This window comes from Streptomyces sp. NPDC026538, from assembly GCF_055567535.1.
This window is the reverse complement of the sequence record NZ_JBVHQG010000005.1, coordinates 128,599-151,896: the sequence shown is the minus strand read 5'-3', so window position 1 is coordinate 151,896 and position 23,298 is coordinate 128,599. Positions and strand designations below refer to the sequence as shown.

Here is a 23,298-nt window from a genome sequence, read left to right as displayed (position 1 = left end):
AAACCTCCGCACCCTGCCTCAGAACGCTCTGTAGAGGTCCGCCAGCGTCCGCCGATATTCATTTTCCATCATGTTGATTCTCTTCAGGAAATCATCGAGCAGGTCCGAGCATGAGGTGATATCCATACTTCCGGGCCAGCGGAGCACCGCCGTCGGATGATCTTCTGCTGCATGCCAGTCCAATCGCGTCACGGTCACCTAACGACCATCGCCCGGGACGGGACTTGGGGCATTCGGGGGAATTAAGGTCACCCGGAAGAGAAGCTATAGAATGCCCATCGGCACACAATTGAAGAAATTGCTCATTGGCGTACGGATATATCCCGTGAATACGGAAAGTAAATGAACGAAGATGTGACCGGTTGGGGGCCGGCGCTCAGTCCACGGCGGGGTCCGCGTCACAGAGCGTGTCCGGCGGGCAGAACCAGTCCACCGCCGTAGTGAGCTGGGCGAGCTCGTCGTCGCGGCCGTCGGAGTCGGGGCCGTAGGAGGCGACGGCATAGATGTTGCCGTCCGGTGCGACGAATCGCTCGTCGACGACATGCCAGGTACCGACGTCCGGCTCGCCGCCGATCCGGCCGGCCAGGTACTCCAGGCGGGAGCCGGTGAACCGGCCGTCGTCGAGGTCGGTCAGGCCGAGCTCCCGGAAGCCGTCCGGCTTGGGGGTCTCGGCGGAGAGGTAGAGCTCGAAGGAGGCGGCCGGGGAGTCCTCGGCGACCTGGTAGACCTGCAGCCGGTGCTCGCGGTCGGGGCTGCGGTAGCTGACCACGGCGATGCCGTACGAGGAGTCGACGGTGGACCGCGACCAGCCCTCGGGGACGGCGATCCGGAAGCCCTCGGCGTCGTGGCGCAGCTCGTATCCGGCGGGAGGCGCGGAGGCCGACGGGGACGGGGAGCCGGTGTCCGTGGGTGACTCGGACGCCTCCGTGGGCCGCGCGGAGGGAGTCGGGGTGGCCGAGGCGGCGGCCGTGGCGGGCCCGTGGCCGTCACCCCTGCCGACCACCAGGCTCAGAACCAGGCTCGCGGCCACGCCGACGACGGCGGCCCCCACGACTACGGACCAGGCCAGCCTGCGATCACGCCCCCGGTAAGCCACGTTTACCGGGGGCTGCTCGGGGGGCGCCCAGCCGCCGCCCGCGCCCGACCACCACTCCGCCTCCGGCACCGGACGCTCCGGAGCGGACGCCAGACCCTCCGGAGCCGTCGGAACCGGTGTCGTCGCAGTCGCTGCCGTCGGAGCCGCTGCCGGTGCCGGTGCCGGTGCCGTCGGAGCCGCTGCCGGTGCCGGTGCCGGTGCCGTCGGAGTCGCTGTCGTTGTGGGATGGGTCTGGGGGTCTGTCGGAGGTCGTGGTGGGGCCGGCTTGGTGGCGGGTCGGAGGGCGTCCTCCCACCGCTGTGCGTCCTCGTTCCAGTGCCGCGTTCCCCCGCTGGTCATCGGGTCTCTCACCTCCCCAGCAGGCCGGCCAGTGTGCCTGCCGAGGCCAGTAGGTTGACGAGGGCCTGGGAGTCGGTGAGGAGTTCGCGCAGCCGTTCACGGCGGGTGGGGCCCGCCTGGCCGGTGCGGGCGATCTCCTCCTCGGTCTCGGCGAGCGCCGTGCCCAGCGCCGCCGTCTGCTCGGTGCCCCGCACCCGCTCCAGGTCGGCCCGCAACTCACGTACCGCCGCGAGGAGTTCCTCGTCGGCCGGGGAGCCGGCGGCGCCGTGGTGGTGGCTCTCGGCGTGCGCGTGGCTGCCGATGGCGAACGTGCTTCCGGAGATGTTCCCCAGGGTGACCTGCGGCTCGTCACTTGCCATTGCTGTCGGGCCCCTTCTGCGTCGTGTGACTGACGGCGGTGGCGTGGCTGCCGAAGGCGAAGGTGGAGCCCTCGACCCGGTCGATGCTCACGTTGGTGCTGTTGTTGACGGTCTTCTGGACGAACTCGCCGGTCTGGTAGCCGGCTTCGGCGAGCGCGGCCCGTACGCCGTTCGTCACCCGGTCCTGGATACTGCGCAGGTACCGGACGACGTCCATCTCCTGGAAGTGGGAGCCGACGTCCACCGCGCCCAGTTCGCGCACGGACAGCGCGGGCCCCTCGGGCAGCGCACCCGCGTGGCCGCCGGTCAGCAGCCGCCAGAGGTACACCGCGCCCCGGCCGAGCTGGCCCAGCGAGCGGCCCACCGAGCCCGGGACCAGAGCGATCGCGGCGGCGGTCTTGCCGGCCCAGTTGTTGTTCCGGAACCGGTGGGCGGTGCGGTCGGCGCCCTTGAAGTCCGCGCGGACCGGGGTCAGGACGTGCGGGGCGATCTCCAGCACGAGCATCCGGCCCTGGGTGTGGATGCGCACGAACACCGTGACGACCACCTCCTCCTCCCAGCCGCCGACGCGGATCCGCAGGAAGTGCCGGCGCTTCTCGGCGCCCTCCTCGACGGCCCGCGCCCGGTGCTCCTCGAAGGCCTGCGGGACGTAGGGCGCCTGGTCCCGGGTGAGCAGTCCCTCGGTGGGCAGGAACACGCACTCGTCGATCTCCAGCTGGCGCAGCCGGTCGCGGTTGCCGGGCCCGGCGTACTCGGCGGGGACGCGGAGCTGTTCGAGCAGCGGGCGGATCTTCTCCAGGATCGCCCGGTTGCTGAGCGGCTGCTGCTCCTTCTTCAGTTCGTCGGGCTTGAGTTCGACGGCGAGCACCCACGTGTCGTAGGCGGTGCCCGCCCCGCAGAACGGGTCGGCCTCGTTGTACATGATCAGCGGCGCGTGCTGTTCGATCCGGATGCGCTGCTTGAGTCGCTGGAAGCGAGGGTTCTCGGCCTTCTCGGCGGGGTCGCTCGCCGCGTCCGGGAAGCGCTGCGGGGAGAGTTCGCCGGCCAGTGCCCGGCTGAACTGGGTGCGCTGGGCGTGCGCGCACAGGGCGATGCCGGCGAACACGGCGAGCGTGAGCCAGGCGTGCCAGGCCTCCGCCAGACCGCCGAAGTCGCCGAGGCCCGGGGCGAACAGGTCGCCGACGCTGGTCGAGTCGGAGTAGCTGGAGCCGTAGCCGTCGGAGCTGTACGGGTCGTACGAGGAGCCGTCGTCGGAGCCGCCGCCGAACGCGACGGCGAGGGTCGCGATCAGGGCCACCGCGTAGAACGACCGGCCCCACCAGCGGACCAGGAAGGCGGCGATCACCCGGTACAGCGGCGGCCGGGCGTCGCGGCCCCTGATCCAGGGCGCGACGGCGAGCGCGATGCCCGGAACCAGGAAGAGCACGAGCAGCCCGCCGCTGAGCGGCAGCCCCACCACCCACAGGCCGAGGATCGCCGCGGCCCACAGCAGTTCCTGGCGGCGGGCGCGCAGGGCGTGGGCCAGGACCCGGGCGGCGTCGAAGCCGAGCGAGGGCGCCGCGATCCGCTGTTCGTTGAGGTGGAGTTCCTCGATGACCCGGTCCCGGTAGGCGGAATCCAGATAGGTGCCCGCGCACAGCAGCCGGGTGGCCTCACTGGCGTACGGCGGTGTGGGCGGCAGCGCGGGCGGCGCCCCGGCGGGCGGTCCCGGATGCGGTTGTTGCGGCACGTAAGCGGTGCTCACGACGATCCCCCGATGCGTGTGACGTGCGGTGCTGGAAGTGCGTTACTGGACGTCGAGTTGACAAACCATCAGCATAGGGCGACGGCCGTGGCCGGTGAAACGGAATTGCCCGAAGTCACCGCAGGTCAGAAGTCGGCCGACCGGACTGCGACTCATCGACGGCAACGGCACCGGGCCCGTCGGCGATCATCAACTCCCTTACGCGGCCCCGGAGCCAGGCGCGTGCCGGGTCGGCGCGAACAGCGCCCGGCCTGCTCGGCGCCTCCACCGTCGACGCGTCCACGCCGTACTGGGCGTACGCCTCCTGGCTGCTGGTCAGCTCGGCCGGCACCGGCCTGTCCATGCCGGCCCTGACCCTGGGCGTCGTCACCTCGCTCCCGCCGCATCAGGCGGCTCTGGGCTCGGGCCTCGGCACCACGGCCCGCGAGACCGGCGCGGCCCCGGGCGTCGCGGTCACCGGCACGATCCTGTCCGCCCACGCTGACTGGCCTCCGGCATGGGCCCGGCCCTGCGTACCGTCGCGCTGCCGGTCCTCGCGGCGACGGTGCTCGTGGTGGCCGGTTACCGCGACCGCACCCCGACACGCACTATCGCGTCCGACCGGGAACACGTACTATCGCGTTCATCCGGTGCCTGACCAACTCCCCTCACCATACGGCCCGTTGAGGAGCCTCCCATGCCCGCCCTGCTGAATCCCGTCCTCGACCTGCTGACCCTGCGCGGCACCGTCACCGAGGCGGAACAGATCACCGCCCGCATACGCCGGCTGCGCATCGACGGCGACCAGCTCGCCGGTCTGGACGTGCGGCCCGGTCAGCAGGTGCGCGTCCTGGTCGCCGGCCTGACCCTGCGCACGTACTCGGTGTGGCACTACGACCCGTCCGGTGTCGTCGAGTTGTGCGTGCTGGACCATCCCGAGGGCGGGCCGGGCGCCCAGTGGGGGCGCACGGTCTCCACCGGCGAACAGGTGCGGCTGCGCAGGCCCGAGGGCACGTTCACGCTGCGCCCCGAGGCCGCCCACCATGTCTTCGTCGGCGACGAGACGGCCTCGGTCGCCTTCGGCGCGATGCTCGCGGCGCTGCCCGAGGAGGCCGCCGTCTGCGGCTGCGTGGAGACGGCGACCGCGGCGGACCGGCTGCCCCTCGCGTACGCGGAGCGCCTCGACTGGGTGCTCCGCGGCGAGACCTCCCTGCCGGAGGCGGTCCGCCGGCTCGCCCCCGAGCCCGGCGGGATCGCGTATGTCGCCGGGGAGGCGCGGGCCGTGCAGGCGGTACGGAAGGTGCTCGTCCAGGAGGCGGGGTGGGACCGGCGGGCGGTGCTCACCAAGCCGTTCTGGACGCCGGGCAAGAAGGGGATGGAGTGACGACGACGCTCACGAACACCGGGCGTCGGCAGGGCAGAAGGAGTCGAGCGCCGTGGTGAGCGGCCCCCGGACCAGCGCGGCGGGAAGACTCCCGGGGCCGCTGGAGCGGATCGCGTACAGGGTGCCGTCGGCGGCCTGGAAGCGGTGGTCGATGACCTGCCGGGTGCCCTTGTCCTTGTCGTCGTAGCGATACGACAGCTCAGCCCAGGTGTCGCCGGAGGTACGGTCACCTGCCTGGTAGCCGGGTTGCTTCGCGTACCCGTACCCGGGGTCGTTCTCGGCGAGGTCGAGGGACTCGGCCGGGGTGGCCTCGGCGAGCGCGAAGATCTGCAACTGGCGCCCGTCGGACGGGGAGTCGTAGTACACCACCGGCGCCTTCTCACCCTGCTGCTGCCGCCGGGTCCACCCCTGGGGCACGTCGAGGGTGTACCCGACGGGATCGCGCACGACCCGGTATCCGGCGGCGACGGAAGGGGCGGGGGTGGGGCTGGCCGTGGGCTCGGGAGACTCGGGCGCCGACGACTTGGCGCTGACGCTCACGCTCACCGACGGGGCGGCCCCGGTACCGGTACCGGTACCGGAGCGATCACCGTCGTCCCGGCCGAAGTACCAGAACCCCAGTCCGGAGAGACCGGCGACCAGAACCAGACCGACCACCGCGGCGAGCGCCCGACCGGACCGCCGCCGGGAGGTGTACCCGACCGGCGGGGGCGTGGCCGCAAGCCGCTGCCCCGAGGTCGGGTCAGCGGACCAGGGAGGCGGCGTGTAGCCCCGCCGAGCCTCACCCGGTGACGGGGGCGGGGACGGCGCCGGACGGCGCCCACCGGGCGGCGCCGAGACGGGCACCGTGGGGGGCGCCGCCGATGCGGCAGGCAGGTTCGCGTAAGGGGGCGAGGACGGCGCGGACGCGGCAGGCAGGGTGGGGGACGGAGTCCGGGGCGGCGCCGACGGGACGGGCAGGGTCGGCGACGGAGACGAGAACGCGGCCGGGAGCGGGGGCAGGCCCGGAGGTGGCGTCGGGGGCCAGGCCGGGCGTCCCTGGTCCTCACCCGGTAGCCGCCCGGGACCGTACGGCTGGTCACCACCGCCCTGTCGCGGGGGAAGCGCGCCGGGCACGGAGCGCTCCGTGCGCCGCGGTTTCTCCAGGGACACCGGCCCCTCGGCCTGCCGCGAACTCTCCGACGTGGGCGGACACTCGGGCTGCCTCGGGCCCTCTGGCGTGGGCGGCCACTCGGACCGCGAACTCTCCGACGTGGGCGGCCACTCGGACCGCCTCGGGCCCTCCGAATGCCAGGAGTCCTCCGGCTCGGGGCGTTCCTGTCGCCATGGGCTCTCCGGGACCCCCGTGTGCTGCGGCGTCACCGTCGGCCATCTCTGCGTGCTCGGCTCCTCCTCCGATTCCTCCGGATCCGCCGGCCGTGGACCCTCCGGCGGCTCGCTCGCCGTGCCGTCCTCGGTCCAACCGCTCCTGTCGCTCATCGCGAACCCCCCGATTCACTCCACCGCTTACCTCTTCCGACGGTAGCGGCGGAAACGGGAACGGGCCCCGTTCCGGACGAAACCGGAGCGGGGCCCGTGGGCGCGGGAGGCTCAGATGAGGCCGAGGGCGCGGACCGCGTCGCGCTCCTCCGCGAGCTCCTGCACCGAGGCGTCGATGCGGGCGCGGGAGAACTCGCTGATCTCCAGACCCTGGACGATCTCGTACACGCCGTCCTTGGTGGTGACCGGGAAGGAGGAGATCAGGCCCTCCGGGACGCCGTAGGAGCCGTCCGACGGGATACCCATGGAGGTCCAGTCGCCGTCGGCGGTGCCGTTGACCCAGGTGTGGACGTGGTCGATGGCGGCGTTCGCGGCGGAGGCGGCGGAGGACGCGCCACGGGCCTCGATGATGGCCGCGCCCCGCTTGGCGACGGTCGGGATGAACTCCTCGGCCAGCCACTTCTCGTCGTTGACGACCTCCGCGGCGTTCTTGCCGGCGACGGTCGCGTGGAAGATGTCGGGGTACTGGGTGGCGGAGTGGTTGCCCCAGATGGTCAGACGCTTGATGTCGGCGACCGTGGAGCCCGTCTTCTTCGCCAGCTGGGTCAGCGCGCGGTTGTGGTCGAGGCGGGTCATCGCGGTGAAGCGCTCGGCCGGTACGTCCGGCGCGGCGGCCTGCGCGATCAGCGCGTTCGTGTTGGCCGGGTTGCCGACGACCAGGACCTTGATGTCGTCCGCGGCGTGGTCGTTGATGGCCTTGCCCTGCGGCTTGAAGATGCCGCCGTTGGCCTCCAGGAGGTCACCGCGCTCCATGCCCTTGGTGCGCGGGCGGGCGCCCACGAGCAGGGCGACGTTGGCACCGTCGAAGGCGACGTTCGGGTCGTCGGAGATGTCGATGCCCGCCAGGAGCGGGAAGGCGCAGTCGTCGAGCTCCATGGCGGTGCCCTCGGCGGCCTTGAGCGCGGGGGTGATCTCCAGGAGGCGGAGCCGGACCGGCACGTCCGCGCCGAGCAGCTGGCCGGAGGCGATGCGGAAGAGCAGGGCGTAACCGATCTGGCCGGCCGCGCCGGTGACGGTGACGTTCACGGGAGTGCGGGTCATGGCGTTCTCCGTATGACAGCTGGCGGTGGGCGTCCTTGCCCTGGGGTGCGGACGTACAAATGATCGATCTCTCGGTATCAAGAGATCCACCGGTCAGGCTATCGCGCATTCCGGATGCCGGACGTGGAGGGGTCGGTGTGGCTCACCCCACAGACGTGTCCCAGAGACATGACCCACAGACGTGACCCTACCGACGGCGGGCGTAGGCCACATACGGAAAAGGCGGCCGCCCGTCCGGGAGAGGTGAGACGGGGCGGCCGCCACCGGGGGTACCGGAATCCGGACTCCCGCGGGGGGTACGGTTCGCGTGCCCAGGAATCGTGACGGCATTCCTGGGCACGCGGAGTTTCTACGAGGTGCACCCCGTCCGCCCCGACGCCAGCGTCGCGCACGCCTTGGCCTGGGCCGCGTCCCGTACCGCGACCATCGGCGTGTAGGCGATCGTGTCGCCGACGGCCGTGACGTCGCCGGTCTTCGTGGTGGTGCCGGCCGTGACCCGCACCGAGTCGCCCGGCGCGGCGCCGGTGATACGGCCCCAGGCGGCGCCGCAGGTGCTGCTGTAGCGGACCTCCAGGGTGGTCGCGCCGACCGTGGCGGTCTTGGCGGTGGTCACGAGGTCGCCGCTGCACCCCATGGCCTCCGCGTCCTTGCCGGTGCAGCCGGCGCCCGCGCACTTCACACCGGCCGGCAGGTCGGTGCCGGCGCTGGTGGACGGGGCGGACGAGGTGGCACCGCTCCGGTTCTTCTTCCCGTCGCCGCCGTTGTCGGTGAGGAAGAAGACGGCGGCGACGACCACGGCCACGCCGACCAACCCCGCGAGGAACATCGTCAGCCGCCGCCGGCCCCCGCCGGGGACACCCGGCCCCCCGGGCACGGCCGGCCCGCGGGAGACCGTGCCCTCCCGGCGGTTGGCGTCGGGTGCCGTCGGCTGGGGCGGGATGGTGGGCGAGACGCCCGCCGGCCCCGCGATCCCCGGCGTCGCGACGGCGCTGCCCGCCCGGCGCGGCGCCTTGCCCCCGGCCGTGGTGGTGGACGTGGACGTGACCGGCGGCCCCCCGAACTCCCCCAGCGCGGCCCGTGCCTGGGAGATCCGGATCGCCTCCATCGTCATGTCGTGGCGCTGCTCCGAACGGCTCCAGGCCCGTTCGGCCAGCTCCCACATGGTCGTCAGGTGGACGGGATTGGCGCCGGTGACCTCGGCGAGCGCGACGATCGCGCCCTTGGGCGCCAGCAGGCGCCCGCCCAGGTACCGCTCCCAGGACGTCCTGCTGTAGCCGGTGCGGTCGGACAGTGCCGCGACACTCAGCCCGCTGCGGTCCACGAGCCGCCGCAACTGCGTCGCGAACTCCTTGACCTGCGGATCGAGTTCATCCGGCAGGGCCTTCCAACGAGGCATTGCTTCCCCCCTCATTCCCCCGGTCCTCTCGCCCCCGGTTCGGTGGCGTGTCTTCCCCCGCGTTCCCCTTGCGCGTGGTGCCCCCGCGCCGGTCCCGTTCTGGTTACCCAGCGGACCGCGGCGCCCCCGGAACCCGGTCCCCCGGCAGGGGGCGCACAGGAGCACTGGCCCGCCCGCGTGCACCGTCGCACGCCGACCGCGAAGCGGTCCAACGGGCCTTCGGCTCGCCCCGATTGGACACGTTAGCCCGCTTGTGAGTCGGCTTCGTGACATATCCGCGAACTTGTCAACACATCGACACACCGGTCATCGGGCCGTGACCTCGCAGGTCACGGGAGACCCAGCTCACCCGAGAGCCACGGCACCGACGACCGCCACGAGAAGCAGGACGAGCAGCAGCAGGACCGCGGCCGTCAGCAGCCGGCCGTGCGGGCGGCCCGTCCCCTCCTCTTCCGGGCGGTCCCACCAGGGAAGGGTGGGGTCGTCCTCGTACTCCCCGGTACCGGGCGGCGGTTCCGGCACGTCGGCCGGGCGCGGCCAGGCCTGGACGGCCAGCTCCCAGCGCACGGTGTGCCGTTCGGCGTCGGCGCCGGTGAGTCCCGCGACCCGGCACAGCGCGGCGACGGCCTGCCGCGGCGGCGGCTGAACGGCGTTGAGGTACCGCTGCCAGGAGGACTTGCTGTACGCGGTGCGGGCGCCCAGCGCGACCAGGCTGAGACCGGTGTCGTCCTTGAGGCGCCGCAGTTGCTCCACGAAGTGCCGCACCTCCGCCGGGAGCCCCTCCGGCAGCGGCTGCCAGCCGCCCATCACACACCTCCGCGGCTTCCCGCGTTGCCAGTTCGTTGCCAGTTCAGACCGGGTGACGACGGGGGGCGGTCCGACGGTTCCCGCAGGCTGTGGCAGTGCGGACGGTCCGTCGCGGAACTGTCACCTCTGTGCCACAGCCGGCGGACAGCCGTTGAAGAGCCACCGCGCGACGGGAAGGCTGAAACCCGACGGCGGTCCGTCCTGCTCGGGGGAGGGGACGGGCCGTCTTTCAGCCGCTTTCCATCGCTGTCAGCCGCTGTCAGCCGCCGAGGCCTGCCGGCCCGCCCAGCCCGCCCGGCGTCACCAGTCCCGTCTCGTACGCCCCCACCACCGCCTGTGCCCGGCGGCCCAGGATGAGCTTGGCATCGTGCGGTTGAGGTGGGTCTTCACGGTGGCCTCGCTGATGTAGAGGCGGTCGGCGATCTCCAGGTTGGACAGCCCACGCGCGGTGAGCTCGAGGACCTCGACTCACGGGAGGTCAGGTGCGGGCCGTTCTTCCGTCGCGGGGCGCACCTTCAAGCGCCCGCACCGGAGGGTCCCGTAAGGGGCGCGGGGCCGTGTCGACGGCGGCTACCGCCGCGTGGGCGCGACCAGCCCCCACACACCCGCAGCCGCCCCCGAACCGAACCCGCTAGCTCCTCATCGTGAAGTGCAGCGTGTCCTTCAGATACGGGATCACCAGCCACGGCTTCGGCTGCGCCATCAACGCCAGCATCACGATCGCCAGCCCCAGCACCCCGTAGGTCGCGATGTCCGTGAACCGGGACCGCACCGCCAGCATCCCCACGCTCGGCAGTATCCAGCGCATCACCGCCCCCGCGAGCAGCGCCGCCCCGATCAGCAGCGCACCCACCCGGAACTGGTCCAGCGAGGTCAGCAGCAACCCCACCGCGACGGTCGCCAGCACCACCAGCACCGGCCACTGCCGAGCCGGCGCCGGCAGGTCACCCGACGCGGCCCTGCCGCCTCCCTCGGGGCGCGCCGTGTCCCGTGTGAACAGCGGGAAGCGCCGGGTCGTACGGCGCCCCGCGTCCTGTCCGTGACCGCCGTCAGCCGACACTGCGCTCCGCCGCCTCGACCACGTTGACGAGCAGCTGGGCCCTGGTCATCGGTCCGACACCACCGGGGTTCGGGGAGAGCCACCCGGCGACCTCGGCGACGCCGGGGTGCACATCGCCGACGATCTTTCCCTCGGCGTTGCGCGAGACGCCGATGTCGAGGACGGCCGCGCCCGGCTTGACGTCCTCGGCACGGATCAGGTGCGGGGAGCCGGCCGCCGCGACGATGATGTCGGCGCGCCTGAGGTGGGCGGAGAGATCACGCGTGCCGGTGTGGCACTGGGTGACCGTCGCGTTCTCGCTGCGCCGGGTGAGCAGCAGCGGCATCGGGCGCCCGATGGTCACGCCACGGCCGACGACCACGACCTCGGCGCCCTTGATCTCGACGCCGTGGCGGCGCAGCAGGGTCAGCACGCCGTTGGGGGTGCAGGGCAGCGGCGCGGGCTCGCCGAGCACCAGCCGGCCCAGGTTCATCGGGTGCAGGCCGTCCGCGTCCTTGTGCGGGTCCATCAGCTCCAGGATGCGGTTCTCGTCGATGCCCTTGGGCAGCGGGAGCTGGACGATGTAGCCGGTGCAGGCCGGGTCGTCGTTGAGCTCGCGGACGACGGCCTCGATCTCCTCCTGGGTCGCGGTGGCGGGCAGCTCGCGCTGGATGGAGGCGATGCCGACCTGCGCGCAGTCGCGGTGCTTGCCGGCGACGTACTTCTGACTGCCGGGGTCGTCCCCGACCAGGATCGTGCCGAGGCCGGGCGTGACGCCCTTCTCCTTCAGCGCCGCCACGCGGGCGGTCAGATCGGACTTGATCGCGGCTGCGGTGGCCTTGCCATCGAGAATCTGGGCGGTCATGGCTCCATCCTCGCGGATGCCGGTGTCCCGGTTCCAATCGGGTGTGCGGTCATGATCAATGATGTTGCACTTGCACAACACCTCGCGAATCGGACTGGACAACAACTCGCCCTTACTAAACGATGAGCGGCGCAGTATCGCGGTCCGGTTGGGGGGCAAACCGCTCAGAACATGACGTACCTCCGTCCCTGTCCGCGTCGTCCCCGCAGGTCCAACGGAGGAAATCGGCCATGAGTTTCGGCTCGCCCAACAGCCCCTACGGTCAGCAGCCGCAGAACCCGCAGCAGGGTCAGCCCGGCTACGGCTACCCGCAGCAGCAGCCCGGCTACCAGCAGGCCCCGCAGGGCGTGCCGCCGCAGCAAGGGTACGGCTACCCCCAGCAGCCCGGTTTCCCGCAGCAGGGCGGCTACGGCTACCCGCAGCAGGGCTACGGCGCCACCCCGCCGTACGCGAACTGGGGCCAGCGCTTCCTCGGCACCCTCGTCGACGGCCTGGTCTTCCTGGTGCCCTACATCCTGGTGATCGCCGGCAAGAACACCCCGGCGCTGGTGGCCATCGGCGGTCTCGCGCTCGTCGGCCTGGGGATCTGGCAGCTGATCATGGAGGGCCGCACGGGCCAGACCGTCGGCAAGAAGGCGCTGGGCATCCGCCTGGTGAAGGAGGCCACCGGCCAGCCGATCGGCGTCGGCATGGCCTTCGTGCGCCGTATCGCCCACTTCCTGGACAGCCTCGCCTGCTACCTGGGCTGGCTGTGGCCGGCGTGGGACGCCAAGCGCCAGACGTTCGCCGACAAGGTGTGCGGCACGATCGTGATCCGCAGCAACTGAACGACCTGAGCCTCCGGCCGACTCCCGCACACTCCAAGGGCCGTGCCCCCCGCGCAGGGGGGACACGGCCCTGGTGTCTGTCCGCTTGACCCGCGGCTCAGTGGAAGAAGTGCCGCGTCCCCGTGAAGTACATGGTCACGCCCGCCTTCTTCGCGGCCTCCACGACGAGTTCGTCACGCATCGAACCGCCCGGCTGGGCCACGGCCCGCACCCCGGCCGCGGTGAGGATCTCCAGGCCGTCGGGGAAGGGGAAGAAGGCGTCGGAGGCGGCGTAGGAGCCGCGCGCCCGCTCCTCCCCCGCCCGCTCGACGGCGAGCTTCGCGGAGTCGACGCGGTTGACCTGGCCCATGCCGACGCCGACCGAGGCGCCGTCCTTGGCGAGCAGGATGGCGTTGGACTTCACGGCCCGGCAGGCCTTCCAGGCGAAGGCGAGTTCGCGGAGTTCCTCGGGGCTCAGTGCCTCGCCGGTGGCCAGCGTCCAGTTGGCCGGGTCGTCGCCGTCGGCCTGGAGCCGGTCGGTGACCTGGAGCAGCACACCGCCGTCGACGGGCTTGACCTCCACCTGGTTGGCGGGGGCGCCCGGGGCCTTCAGCACCCGGATGTTCTTCTTCTTCGCGAGGGCCTCCAGGGCCCCCTCCTCGTAGTCGGGCGCCACGATGACCTCGGTGAAGATCTCGGCGACCTGCTCGGCCATCTCCTTGCTGACCGGCCGGTTCACGGCGATGACCCCGCCGAACGCCGACAGCGGGTCGCAGGCGTGCGCCTTGCGGTGCGCCTCGGCGACGTCCGACCCGATCGCGATGCCACAGGGGTTGGCGTGCTTGATGATCGCGACGCACGGCTCGTCGTGGTCGTACGCGGCACGGCGCGCGGCGTCCGTGTCCGTGTAGTTGTTGTACGACATCTCCTTGCCGTGCAGCTGCTCGGCCTTGGCGAGGCCACCGCCACTGGCGTCGACGTAGAGGGCGGCGGGCTGGTGCGGGTTCTCGCCGTAGCGCAGGGTGTTCTCGCGCTCCCAGGTGGCGCCCAGGAAGTCGGGGAACCGCGACTCGTCCACGGGTGCGTACTCGGAGGCGAACCAGCTCGCGACCGCCACGTCGTACGACGCGGTGTGCTGGAAGGCCTCGGCGGCCAGCCGCTTGCGGGTGGCGAGGTCGAAGCCGCCCGCGGCGACGGCGGCGAGCACGTCGGCGTACCGCTCGGGGCTGGTGACCACGGCGACCGAGGGGTGGTTCTTGGCGGCGGCGCGGACCATCGAGGGGCCGCCGATGTCGATCTGCTCGACGCACTCGTCGGGCGAGGCACCCGAGGCGACGGTCTCACGGAACGGGTAGAGGTTCACGACGACGAGGTCGAACGGCTCGACACCGAGCTCTTCGAGCTGCTCGCGGTGGCTCTCCAGACGCAGGTCGGCGAGGATGCCGGCGTGCACCTTGGGGTGCAGGGTCTTGACCCGGCCGTCCAGGCACTCCGGGAAGCCGGTGAGCTCCTCCACCTTGGTCACGGGGACCCCGGCGGCGGCGATACGGGAGGCGGTGGAGCCGGTGGAGACGAGTTCGACGCCCGCCTCGTGCAGCCCGCGCGCGAGGTCTTCGAGGCCCGTCTTGTCGTAGACGCTGACGAGCGCCCGTCGGATGGGCCGCTTGTTGCTCTCGGCGGTCACTGGATAACTACCTTTCGTCCCTCGATGCGATAGCCGTTGCGGGCGATCCGCCCCACGACCTCGACGAGCAGGCTTCGCTCGACTTCCTTGATGCGCTCGTGCAGAGCGCTCTCGTCGTCCTCGTCCCGGACCTCCACCACGCCCTGAGCGATGATCGGCCCGGTGTCGACGCCGTCGTCGACCAAGTGGACGGTGCAGCCGGTGACCTTGGCGCCGTACGCGAGCGCGTCCCGTACGCCGTGGGCCCCCGGAAAACTGGGCAGCAGGGCGGGGTGGGTGTTCACGGTCCGCCCGCCGAACCGCGCCAGGAACTCCTTCCCGAGGATCTTCATGAACCCTGCGGAGACGACGAGGTCGGGCTCGTGGGCGGCGACGGCGTCGGCCAGCGCCCGGTCCCACTCCTGCCGCGTCCCGAAGTCCTTCACCCTGGTCACGAAGGTCGCGATCCCGGCGCGCTCGGCGCGCGCGAGCCCCTCGATGCCGTCGCGGTCGGCTCCGACGGCGACGACCTCGGCGCCGTAGGCCTCGACGCCGGCCTCGGCGATCGCGTCGAGGAGCGCCTGGAGGTTGGTGCCGGATCCGGAGACCAGCACGACGAGGCGCTTGGCCACGGGCTTGGCGGCCACGGTGGGGCCCTTTCTCGGGGGAGCGTCGGTACGGCGGCCGGACCCGTACCGGCTTTGTACATTCGTACGAGTGCTTCGCGCCCCGGGATACGGGGAAGTCTACGAAGCGGCCGACCGTCAGCAACGATACCGGCACACCGGACGGCCCCCACGGGACGGGGGCGTGGCCGGAAGGTAGCGTCTGGGAGGTACCGAGGCGGGAACGCGTCCGGGATACGACGCGTTCACGAAGTAACCAGCCGTTTCGCCCGCTGTATCGATCAGCCGTAGCCATCAGCTGTATCCGTGCAGTCGTATCCGTAAGCCACTCGTGGCCATCAGCTCTGTTCATCTTGATCTAGGGGAAGACGCTCACTTGATGCCGGACCGCAGCCTGGGACTTCGTATGCTCCCCCCGCAGTCGGTGCAGGGAGGGCCGCGTTTCGCCGTGCTGTTGCGGGAGCGGCCGGCCTCGCCGCCGGAGGCGCCCTCGGACCGGCCGAAGGGCGACCAGCAGGACGACAACCCCTTCGCCCCGCCGCCGGAGGGCTCGCCGGACAAGCCGTGGCAGCCGCGCCGCCCGGCCGGTGACGGAGACCAGGAGTCGCCCTGGGGCAGCCAGTGGAGCGACCGCCAGCCCGGCCGGCAGTCCGGCGGCTTCGGCCAGCGTCCCGACGAGAGCGGCCCGGGCGGCGGCGGTCAGGGCGGCCCCGGTGGCCCGGGGATGCGCTGGGACCCGACGGACCCGGCGCAGCGCCGCGCGCGGTACGCCCTGCTGAGCGGCATGTGGGCCTTCCTCTTCGCCCTCTTCGGCTGGCCCTACGTGGCTCTGCTGCTGGGCGCCCTGGGCATCTACTGGGGTGTCAGCGCGATCCGCGCCAGGCCGCGCAGCCCCGAGGAGGCCGCGGCCAACGCCAACGCCGGCCGCCCGCAGACGACGGCGGCGATCAGCGGCCTGGTCACGGCGTCGCTGGCGCTGGCCCTGGTGGCGGCGACGTTCACGGCCCAGATGGTCTACCGCGACTACTACACGTGCGTCTCGGACTCCCTCACCAGCGAGGCCAAGCAGTCCTGCGACCACCTGCTCCCGAAGGAACTCCGCACCATCCTGGGCACCACGAACAGCTGAGGGACCGCCCGAAAGCGGTCCGGACGACCCACTGACGGGCGGTCAGGTCCCGTCGGGGGCCGTCCGACACTCAGGCTTCGCGGGGGCCGTCCGACCCTCAGGCTCCGTCGGGGCTGACTCACGCACAAGCCCCAACGGGAGCTGTCCGACGCTCAGGCTCCGTCGGGGCCGTCCGGCGCTCCGGCTTCGTCCGGGCTGTCCGGCGGCTCGGATGACTCTCGTGGTGCCGCCCACCGGGCCTTGCGGGCCGTCTCGTCCTGCCAGGTGTCGGACGGCGGCGGGGCGGCCGGCGGCATCTCGTACGGCTCGGCGGGCAGCGCCTCGTACGGCTCGAACGTGTCGCCGTCGCCCTGGTCGGGCAGGAGGACGGCCACCGGGGCCGGGGCCGAGGGGGTCCCGCTCTTCTTCTCCGCCGGCGGCTCCTCCTCCGGCTTCTGCTTGCCGAAGCCCAGCCATGCCGCGAGCGAGCCCGGGCCCAGCCCCCGCCAGGCCCGCAGCACCAGGGCCGCCGGTAGGCCCACCGCCAGGAGCCAGCCGCCGGCCGCCGCGCCCGTCTGCCACCAGACCGGGCCGAAGCGGGTGAGCGCGGCGACGCCCAGGGGGCCGCCCGCCAGCTCGGCCAGGGCCGCGAGCAGCAGCGCGCACAGCAGGGCCGCGAGCGCCATCACCCCGGCCGTACGCCCGGCCGGCCAACGCCGTCTGGCCGCCCCGCCCACCACGAACCACGCCATCGTCACCCCGGCCACCAGCGGCACCGCCCCGGCCAGCCAGTTCGACGGCGTGCCCGGCCCGTGCGCCGGCACGGCCGCGAGCAGCGGAAAGGGCGGCAGCAGCGGGGCCGGGTCGGCGGCCAGGAGGTTCACGACATGACCGGCGCCGAGCGCGAAGCCGGGGCCGACGGCGTACGACGCCGACCACACCGCCGCGTTCGGGATCAGCGAGACGCAGAGCAGCAGGACCGCGAACCGGCCGGTCCATCCCTCCGTCAGCTGCAGGAACGACGTCCGGGCCGGCTCACCGTGCAGCACCAGCGACACCGCGAGCAGCAGCGTCCCGCCCCCGAAGAACACGGCCACCCCGGCCAGGGACGCGCGGAGAGCCGTACCCCAGCGCGCCCGGGTGTCCCGGCCCAGGAGCAGTCGCCGTACCGGCCCCGGGACCACCCCCACCAGCCTCAGCAGCGGCTCGCGCGGACGGCCGTACGCCGTCCACACCCCGGCGCCCGCCGCGGCCGCCGCGAGCAGCGGCAGACACACCGCCACCCACCCCCACACGGGCCGCAGTTCGCCGCCGGACGCGTACAACGCGGCGCAGCCGCCGACGCCGAGGTAACCGGTCACGACGCCGGTCCACGCCGTACGGGCCCGGACCGGGGGCGGTGCGTCCACCTCGACACCGTCGCCGTGGCCGTCGCCGTCGGTGTCCGGGGCGTCCACCGCCTCCCGCGCCCCCCGGTACACCAGCAGCGCCGGCAGCACGAGGAGCAGCAACGGGGTCACCCCGACCGGGGCCGGCACCCCGGACAGGGTGTCGGTGCGGACCAGTTCGACCCCGTGGGCGAGCAGCCACAGCGCCGCCGCGAGATGCAGCGCGCCACCCGGTCCGCTGTCGGGGTACGGCGAACTGACCCACAGGGCCATCACCAGCACGGAGAAGCAGGCGAGTCCGAGCCCGGCCGCGATCGCGCCGCCCAGGAGGCTCGCGCCCAGCCCGGGGGATCGGTCGCGCAACCGGGTGAGCAGGAGCGACAGAAGCGGCGGGCGCGGCGGGCGCGACGAGCGCGACGGAGGTGCCGACGGCGGCCGGTGGGCGGGCATCCGAATCACGACGGCCATGCTCCCAACGACACGCGCTTTCCCGTCGTAACAGGCGAACCACCGAAGTGTCGCCCAATATATGTTTATGTGTTTTTTCGAAGGAAGGTGCGCCCGGTGACGCAGAGCCCTGTCCCCGCCGACGAGGCCGTACCGTCCGCTGCCCTGACGCCCACTCAGGCCTTCGACGCGCTGTACGCGTTCTGCGCCCCGGCCCTGGTACGGCAGACCTACCTGCTCACCGGGCGCCGGGAGCTGGCGCGCGAAGCCGTCGAGCGGGCCTTCCAACTCGCCTGGCAGAACTGGCCGCAGGTGGCCCGCGACCGGGACCCGGCAGGCTGGGTGCGGGCGGTGGCGCACGAGTGCGCCCTCTCCCCCTGGCACCGGTTCCGGCTGCGCTACCGCCAGCCCGAAGCCCTGCCGGCCGACGCGGCCGACCGCGCGCTGCTGGAGGCACTCCTCGAACTCCCGCCGTCGTACCGCCGCACGCTCCTCCTGTACGACGGGGTCGGCCTCGACCTGCCGGAGACGGCGGCGGAGACGGAGGCGAGCACACCGGCGGCGGCGCGGCGGCTGACCCATGCGCGGCGGGCGGTCGCCGACCAGGTTCCCGAGCTGGCGGACCCCGCCGCGTTGCACCGGCGGCTGGCCGAACTGGCCTCGACGGAGCGGCTGCGGGCGGCCCAGCCGCCCACTGTGCGGACCTGTGCCGAACACCGGACACGTTTCTGGACCCGGTCCGCGCTGGCGTTCACGGCGACGATCATCGCGGCGACGACGCTGACGCTGCGGACGGCGCCGACGCACTACGAGGCGCCGATCGGTCCCGCGCAGGCGATCAGCGGGGTACCGGCGGAGGTGGGGCTGGGGCCGTTGTCGGCGGGGGAGCGGGCCTTGCAGGCGAAGCTGCGGAGGATCGCCGAGAAGGGGCCGGAGAGATTGGTGCCGGTGGCGAGGTAGCGCGTTCGGGTGCGGGGGGATGGGGGCTGGTCGCGCAGTTCCCCGCACCCCTGAGTGGGGCGCCGTAGTCGCGTCAGCCACCCAGCTGCGGGCAGTCGTGCCTCCCCCAGTGCCGCTCGAGCGAAGCCGGGTGTGGCGGAGGCACCCCGCAGGCGCGGGTGAGCGAAAACGCCGGTAGGCCCGCCCCCACCTCGGGGAACGGGCCTACCGGCGTTCAGTCGGACGGCGTCGAAAACGGTCAGCCGGCGAGAAGCTCGCGCGCCAGCTTCGCCGTCTCGGTCGGGGTCTTGCCGACCTTGACGCCCGCGGCCTCCAGGGCCTCCTTCTTCGCCTGGGCGGTGCCCGACGAACCGGAGACGATGGCGCCGGCGTGACCCATGGTCTTGCCCTCCGGCGCGGTGAAGCCCGCGACGTAACCGACGACCGGCTTGGTCACGTTCTCCTTGATGAACGCGGCCGCACGCTCCTCGGCGTCGCCACCGATCTCACCGATCATCACGATCAGGTCGGTGTCGGGGTCGTCCTGGAACGCGGCGAGCGCGTCGATGTGCGTGGTGCCGATGATCGGGTCGCCACCGATGCCGACGGCGGTCGAGAAGCCGATGTCACGGAGTTCGTACATCATCTGGTACGTCAGCGTGCCGGACTTCGAGACCAGGCCGATACGGCCCGGCTTGGTGATGTCGCCCGGGATGATGCCGACGTTCGACTGGCCCGGGGTGATGATGCCGGGGCAGTTCGGGCCGATGATCCGGGTCTTGTTGCCCTTCTTGCCGGCGTACGCCCAGAAGGCCGCCGAGTCGTGCACGGCGATACCCTCGGTGATCACGACGGCCAGCGGGATCTCGGCGTCGATGGCCTCGTCGACCGCGGCCTTGGTGAACTTCTCCGGCACGAAGATGACGGAGACGTTGGCGCCGGTGGCCTCGATGGCCTCCTTGACGGTACCGAAGACCGGTACCTCGGTGCCGTCGAAGTCGACCTTCTGACCGGCCTTGCGCGGGTTGACGCCGCCCACGACGTTGGTGCCGTCGCCCAGCATGAGCTTGGTGTGCTTCATGCCCGTGGCGCCGGTCATGCCCTGGACGATGACCTTGCTGTCCTTGTTGAGCCAGATAGCCATGGTGTGTTCTGTCCTCGTCCTGAGTGCTTACTTGGCGGCGTGGGCCAGCTCGGCGGCCTTGTCGGCCGCGCCGTCCATGGTGTCGACGCGCTGCACCAGCGGGTGGTTGGCGTCGGTGAGGATCTTGCGACCCAGTTCGGCGTTGTTGCCGTCGAGACGGACGACCAGCGGCTTGGAGACGTTCTCGCCGCGGTCCTCCAGGAGCTTCAGGGCCTGCACGATGCCGTTGGCGACCTCGTCGCAGGCGGTGATGCCACCGAAGACGTTCACGAACACGGAGCGGACGTCCGGGTCGCCGAGGATGATCTCCAGGCCGTTCGCCATCACCTGGGCGGAGGCGCCGCCGCCGATGTCGAGGAAGTTGGCGGGCTTGACGCCGCCGTGCTTCTCACCGGCGTACGCGACGACGTCCAGGGTGCTCATGACGAGACCCGCGCCGTTGCCGATGATGCCGACCTCGCCGTCGAGCTTGACGTAGTTGAGGTTCTTCTCCTTGGCGGCCGCCTCGAGCGGGTTGGCCGCGGCCTTGTCGTGCAGCTCGTCCCAGTCGTGACGGAACTCGGCGTTGTCGTCCAGCGACACCTTGCCGTCCAGGGCGAGGACCTCGCCGGAGACGACCTTCGCGAGCGGGTTGACCTCGACGAGGAGGGCGTCCGACTTGATGAAGGTGTCCCACAGCTTGACCAGGATGTCGGCGACCTGGTCGGCGACGTCGGCCGGGAACTTCGCCGCGGCGACGATCTCCTTGGCTTTGGCCAGGTCCACACCGTCGATCGCGTTGATCGGGGTCTGGGCCACGGCCTCCGGACGGGTGGCCGCGACCTCCTCGATCTCCATGCCGCCCTCGACGGAGGCGATGGAGAGGAAGGTGCGGTTCGCACGGTCGAGGAGGAAGGAGACGTAGTACTCCTCGACGATCTCCGGGGCGGTCTCGGCGATCATCACCTTGTGGACCGTGTGGCCCTTGATGTCCATCCCGAGGATGTCCGTCGCACGGGCGACGGCCTCGTCCGCGGAGGCGGCCAGCTTGACGCCACCGGCCTTGCCACGACCACCGACCTTCACCTGCGCCTTGACGACGGACTTGCCGCCCAGACGCTCGGTGATCTCGCGCGCCGCCTCAGGCGTGTCGATGACTTCACCGGCCAGCACCGGTACATCGTGCTTGGCGAAGAGGTCCCTCGCCTGGTACTCGAACAGGTCCACGCGCTTCCGTCCCTATCAGTGATCTCGCGGTTCGTTGGATGCGTGGGCGTGCCGCGAAGGGCAACGTGACGTCCGCAATGTGTCACAAGGGGGGCGCACACGGTGTCCGAGCGCGCGGCATGTCCGTCTCGCAGATTATCGCCGCTCGCGGGGGGTCTCTAAATCAGGGGTCACACCTGAGCGGTGATACCTGTCACATGATGCCGGGTATCCGTGGTTCTGGTGGCACGGCGTGCCGTCTTGCGGACGATGTGCGAGGCCTCACCGGGCTGGGGTTTGCCCGATGAGGCCTCCGCCCGGGGGCTGCGCGCCTCCGGGGTGGACCGCCGCTTCCCGCCCCACGGGGATCGACCGGCCCGGACCGCGGGGTCCCGGCGGGGGCGAACCGACGGTGTTCGGCCGCCCACCCCGAGTCACCCCGCGGAGTCAGACGGAGTAGGCCCTGGCCTGTGAGGCGTGGCCGTACTCCGGGGTCATGGGGGCGCCGCTGGATCCGGCCCCGCCGCCTCCGTCGACGCCGGTGAAGAGCGCGGAGGCCGTTTCGGGGCCCGTGTCGGAGCCGATCATGGTGGCCGCCCGCCTCTGCAGGGCCCGGGCGTGCGCCCTGGCGATGGCCTGGGCCTCGACCGTGGCCTGCGCGGCCCGCGCCGCCCGGGCCCCCTGGATGGCCTGCGCGGTACGGATCCTGGCCGCCTGGCCGGGGCCCTGCCGACGTGCGGCGTCGTCGGCGGGTATGGCTGTGGTCGCGGCAGTGGCAGTGCCTGTGGCGGTGGCGGTGGCGGTGGCGGTGGCGGTGGCGAGGGGGCCGCTGATGTTCTGGTTCATGCGTACGTCAGTCCTTCGGGGCTCCGGTGCGTGTGTCACGCACCCGCGGAGCCGGGAGTGCCTCCGGTGGGCCGGAAGCGCGGCTGGGGACATCGCCGTCCGAAGCGGTGGGGGGACTCCGCAGGGGGGATCCGAAGTGCGGGATCCGAAGAGTCCGGACGGACGGGCAGACCTGTTCCGCCCCCGCGCGACAGGTCTGTGGCGGGGGGTGGGCCGGCCGTCCTAGCCGGGGAAGACGGGGATGTCCCGGTGCCTGTCCCGGGTCCCGGCCGCGCCGACGTGCGCGGCGGCACCGGGCACCAGCCACAGCGGCGCCCGGTCGTCGAAGGTCACGGCGTGCGCGTCACCGTGCCTGGCGGAACTGCCGTCGACCACCGACTTGCCCTGCGCGCCGTCCGGGTCTCCGGTGGGTGCGGGGCGGCTCGGGCCGTCGTGGGCGCGGGCGGCACGGTGGCCGCCCGCGTGCGTGTGCGCCGCCGTCCCGGAGACGGGCGCGAGGGCGAAGGTGGTACCCCGCGGCCCGTACGACCCGTCCGACCGGTACGACCCGACGGTCGCCGCCGGCTTCTTCGTACGAGCGGTCTGCTGCCGGCCGCCCTCCGTCACCGCGGGCCGCGCCTCGGTGGTGCCGGGCACCGAGGTGACCGGCGGCGGGACGGACCCACCGGGCGGTTCCGACACCGGCAGGGTGGCGGACGTACCCGGCAGCGCCGGAAGCGCGGGCAGCCGCGCGGGCAGCGTGACCAGCTCCGTCGGCAGCTCCGTCACCTGCTGCACCACGTCACCAAGCCCCTGAACCACGGCCGCGGTCACCGTCACGGGCGCTGTCGCGGTCGCTGTCGCTGTCGCGGTCACCGAGCGAACCGTTTCTCCCACGACCGGCACGAGCTGGACCACCGGCGCGGTGGGCAGCACGGGGGCGGGGGATGCCGTGCGGGACACGGGTGCCGTGGGGGCCACGGATGCCGTGGAGGTGGAGGAGGGCGCGGAGCTGGAGGAGTGCGTGGCGGCGGAGGAGTGCGTGGCCGCGGAGGCGTGCGTGGAGGGCGCAGACGTGAAGGGGGTGACGCGCTTGCGGGGCGTTGCCTCGCGGGGTTCAGCCGCGCGGTGTGTGGTCACGCGGGGTGTTGCCTCGTGGGTCGTGGTCCCGTGGGGCGCTGCCTGGCGAGGCGTGCTCTCGTGGGGTGCCGTCTCACGGGCCGTGGTCTCGTCAGGCGCCGTGGTCTCGTCAGGCGCCGTTCTCCCGTCAGGCGCCGTTCTCCCGTCAGGCGCCGTTCTCCCGTCAGGCGCTGTCTCACTGGTCGGGAGGATCCTGTCCACGCCCAGCCGACTCACCAAGGACGTCAACGGCGGCGTAGACGACGTCGACGGCACCGATCCCGCCCCTTCGGCCGCCTGCGCCCGCCCTCCGCAGAGGAGGCCGAGCACGAGCAGTCCGCCGGCCAGCAACGCCAGTTGCAGCGCACGACGCCCCGCCGCCGTACGCGACTCACGCGCGGCGGAACCGGGCAGAACGGCTGGCGAGGTCAAGACGGGGAGGATCCTCCGGTGCGGCGGA

The 23,298-nt window shown here is 72.3% G+C and carries 22 protein-coding genes and 2 pseudogenes; 5 read left to right on the top strand and 19 right to left on the bottom strand.

Features of this window, described 5'->3' with window-relative positions:
• Window positions 1-18: 18 nt before the first annotated feature.
• The 5 genes from ACZ4N4_RS21125 to ACZ4N4_RS21105 form a co-directional block, all read right to left on the bottom strand.
• The gene (locus ACZ4N4_RS21125; protein ID WP_467590897.1) at window positions 19-198 is read right to left on the bottom strand and encodes a hypothetical protein; all 180 of its coding nucleotides are present in this window, start codon (window positions 196-198) and stop codon (window positions 19-21) included.
• 178 nt (window positions 199-376) lie between these two features.
• The gene (locus ACZ4N4_RS21120; protein WP_467590894.1) at window positions 377-1,165 is read right to left on the bottom strand and encodes a hypothetical protein; all 789 of its coding nucleotides are present in this window, start codon (window positions 1,163-1,165) and stop codon (window positions 377-379) included.
• 278 nt (window positions 1,166-1,443) lie between these two features.
• A complete protein-coding gene (locus ACZ4N4_RS21115; RefSeq protein WP_467590891.1) occupies window positions 1,444-1,794 on the bottom strand; it encodes a hypothetical protein in 351 nt (116 codons plus the stop codon).
• Window positions 1,784-3,538, bottom strand: a complete 1,755-nt coding sequence (locus ACZ4N4_RS21110; RefSeq protein WP_467590888.1) for a hypothetical protein — start codon at window positions 3,536-3,538, stop codon at window positions 1,784-1,786. The genes ACZ4N4_RS21115 and ACZ4N4_RS21110 overlap by 11 nt, the downstream gene beginning before the upstream one ends.
• Before the next feature lie 115 nt (window positions 3,539-3,653).
• The gene (locus tag ACZ4N4_RS21105; RefSeq protein WP_467590885.1) at window positions 3,654-3,881 is read right to left on the bottom strand and encodes a hypothetical protein; all 228 of its coding nucleotides are present in this window, start codon (window positions 3,879-3,881) and stop codon (window positions 3,654-3,656) included.
• On the opposite strand from ACZ4N4_RS21105, the pseudogene ACZ4N4_RS21100 reads away from it, so the two are divergent.
• Both ACZ4N4_RS21100 and ACZ4N4_RS21095 read left to right on the top strand, forming a co-directional pair.
• Window positions 3,781-4,175 (top strand): annotated as a pseudogene (locus tag ACZ4N4_RS21100) (MFS transporter); the annotation flags it as partial. The gene ACZ4N4_RS21105 and the pseudogene ACZ4N4_RS21100 sit on opposite strands and share 101 nt — an antisense overlap.
• Window positions 4,176-4,214: 39 nt before the next feature.
• The gene (locus tag ACZ4N4_RS21095; protein WP_453569030.1) at window positions 4,215-4,901 is read left to right on the top strand and encodes a siderophore-interacting protein; all 687 of its coding nucleotides are present in this window, start codon (window positions 4,215-4,217) and stop codon (window positions 4,899-4,901) included.
• A 9-nt stretch (window positions 4,902-4,910) separates the two neighbouring features.
• On the opposite strand, the gene ACZ4N4_RS21090 is transcribed toward ACZ4N4_RS21095, so the two are convergent.
• From ACZ4N4_RS21090 to ACZ4N4_RS21060, 7 genes and pseudogenes are all read right to left on the bottom strand, one after another.
• Window positions 4,911-5,558: a hypothetical protein gene (locus tag ACZ4N4_RS21090; protein ID WP_467590882.1), complete on the bottom strand. Its 648-nt coding sequence runs from the start codon at window positions 5,556-5,558 to the stop codon at window positions 4,911-4,913.
• Window positions 5,559-6,491: 933 nt separating this feature from the next.
• On the bottom strand, window positions 6,492-7,481 hold the full coding sequence (locus ACZ4N4_RS21085; RefSeq protein ID WP_362731749.1) for a malate dehydrogenase: 990 nt from the start codon (window positions 7,479-7,481) through the stop codon (window positions 6,492-6,494).
• Window positions 7,482-7,830: 349 nt separating this feature from the next.
• Window positions 7,831-8,877 (bottom strand): helix-turn-helix domain-containing protein, encoded by a 1,047-nt coding sequence (locus ACZ4N4_RS21080; RefSeq protein ID WP_467590879.1) that lies wholly within the window; start codon window positions 8,875-8,877, stop codon window positions 7,831-7,833.
• Between the two features lie 345 nt (window positions 8,878-9,222).
• Window positions 9,223-9,684: a helix-turn-helix domain-containing protein gene (locus tag ACZ4N4_RS21075; RefSeq protein ID WP_453569036.1), complete on the bottom strand. Its 462-nt coding sequence runs from the start codon at window positions 9,682-9,684 to the stop codon at window positions 9,223-9,225.
• Window positions 9,685-9,943: 259 nt separating this feature from the next.
• A pseudogene (locus tag ACZ4N4_RS21070) lies at window positions 9,944-10,152 on the bottom strand (response regulator transcription factor); the annotation flags it as partial.
• Between the two features lie 163 nt (window positions 10,153-10,315).
• Window positions 10,316-10,744, bottom strand: a complete 429-nt coding sequence (locus tag ACZ4N4_RS21065; RefSeq protein ID WP_467590876.1) for a DUF3017 domain-containing protein — start codon at window positions 10,742-10,744, stop codon at window positions 10,316-10,318.
• Window positions 10,734-11,588, bottom strand: coding sequence for a bifunctional methylenetetrahydrofolate dehydrogenase/methenyltetrahydrofolate cyclohydrolase (locus ACZ4N4_RS21060; protein ID WP_450754350.1), 855 nt, complete (start codon window positions 11,586-11,588; stop codon window positions 10,734-10,736). The genes ACZ4N4_RS21065 and ACZ4N4_RS21060 overlap by 11 nt, the downstream gene beginning before the upstream one ends.
• A gap of 230 nt (window positions 11,589-11,818) precedes the next feature.
• On the opposite strand from ACZ4N4_RS21060, the gene ACZ4N4_RS21055 reads away from it, so the two are divergent.
• Complete coding sequence (locus ACZ4N4_RS21055; protein WP_453569040.1) at window positions 11,819-12,415, top strand: RDD family protein; 597 nt, start codon at window positions 11,819-11,821, stop codon at window positions 12,413-12,415.
• A gap of 97 nt (window positions 12,416-12,512) precedes the next feature.
• Here the strand turns inward: ACZ4N4_RS21055 and purH are convergent, their stop codons facing one another.
• Complete coding sequence (gene purH / locus ACZ4N4_RS21050) at window positions 12,513-14,078, bottom strand: bifunctional phosphoribosylaminoimidazolecarboxamide formyltransferase/IMP cyclohydrolase (protein ID WP_467590872.1); 1,566 nt, start codon at window positions 14,076-14,078, stop codon at window positions 12,513-12,515.
• On the bottom strand, window positions 14,075-14,704 hold the full coding sequence (gene purN, locus ACZ4N4_RS21045) for a phosphoribosylglycinamide formyltransferase (protein WP_453569044.1): 630 nt from the start codon (window positions 14,702-14,704) through the stop codon (window positions 14,075-14,077). Before purN ends, purH begins: the two co-directional genes overlap by 4 nt.
• Window positions 14,705-15,062: 358 nt before the next feature.
• Here purN and ACZ4N4_RS21040 point away from each other — a divergent pair, with 358 nt between their 5' ends.
• A complete protein-coding gene (locus ACZ4N4_RS21040) occupies window positions 15,063-15,812 on the top strand; it encodes a hypothetical protein (RefSeq protein ID WP_467590869.1) in 750 nt (249 codons plus the stop codon).
• A gap of 152 nt (window positions 15,813-15,964) precedes the next feature.
• Here the strand turns inward: ACZ4N4_RS21040 and ACZ4N4_RS21035 are convergent, their stop codons facing one another.
• Window positions 15,965-17,452, bottom strand: a complete 1,488-nt coding sequence (locus ACZ4N4_RS21035; RefSeq protein WP_467590866.1) for a cell division protein PerM — start codon at window positions 17,450-17,452, stop codon at window positions 15,965-15,967.
• On the opposite strand from ACZ4N4_RS21035, the gene ACZ4N4_RS21030 reads away from it, so the two are divergent.
• Window positions 17,396-18,586, top strand: a complete 1,191-nt coding sequence (locus ACZ4N4_RS21030; RefSeq protein ID WP_467590863.1) for an RNA polymerase sigma factor — start codon at window positions 17,396-17,398, stop codon at window positions 18,584-18,586. The genes ACZ4N4_RS21035 and ACZ4N4_RS21030 overlap by 57 nt on opposite strands.
• Window positions 18,587-18,824: 238 nt before the next feature.
• On the opposite strand, the gene sucD is transcribed toward ACZ4N4_RS21030, so the two are convergent.
• The 4 genes from sucD to ACZ4N4_RS21010 form a co-directional block, all read right to left on the bottom strand.
• Window positions 18,825-19,709 (bottom strand): succinate--CoA ligase subunit alpha, encoded by an 885-nt coding sequence (gene sucD, locus ACZ4N4_RS21025; protein ID WP_351318330.1) that lies wholly within the window; start codon window positions 19,707-19,709, stop codon window positions 18,825-18,827.
• 27 nt (window positions 19,710-19,736) lie between these two features.
• Window positions 19,737-20,915, bottom strand: coding sequence for an ADP-forming succinate--CoA ligase subunit beta (gene sucC, locus ACZ4N4_RS21020; RefSeq protein ID WP_351693433.1), 1,179 nt, complete (start codon window positions 20,913-20,915; stop codon window positions 19,737-19,739).
• A 426-nt stretch (window positions 20,916-21,341) separates the two neighbouring features.
• Window positions 21,342-21,740: a hypothetical protein gene (locus ACZ4N4_RS21015; RefSeq protein WP_467590860.1), complete on the bottom strand. Its 399-nt coding sequence runs from the start codon at window positions 21,738-21,740 to the stop codon at window positions 21,342-21,344.
• A gap of 222 nt (window positions 21,741-21,962) precedes the next feature.
• Complete coding sequence (locus tag ACZ4N4_RS21010) at window positions 21,963-22,859, bottom strand: hypothetical protein (RefSeq protein WP_467590857.1); 897 nt, start codon at window positions 22,857-22,859, stop codon at window positions 21,963-21,965.
• Between the last annotated feature and the right edge of the window lie 439 nt (window positions 22,860-23,298).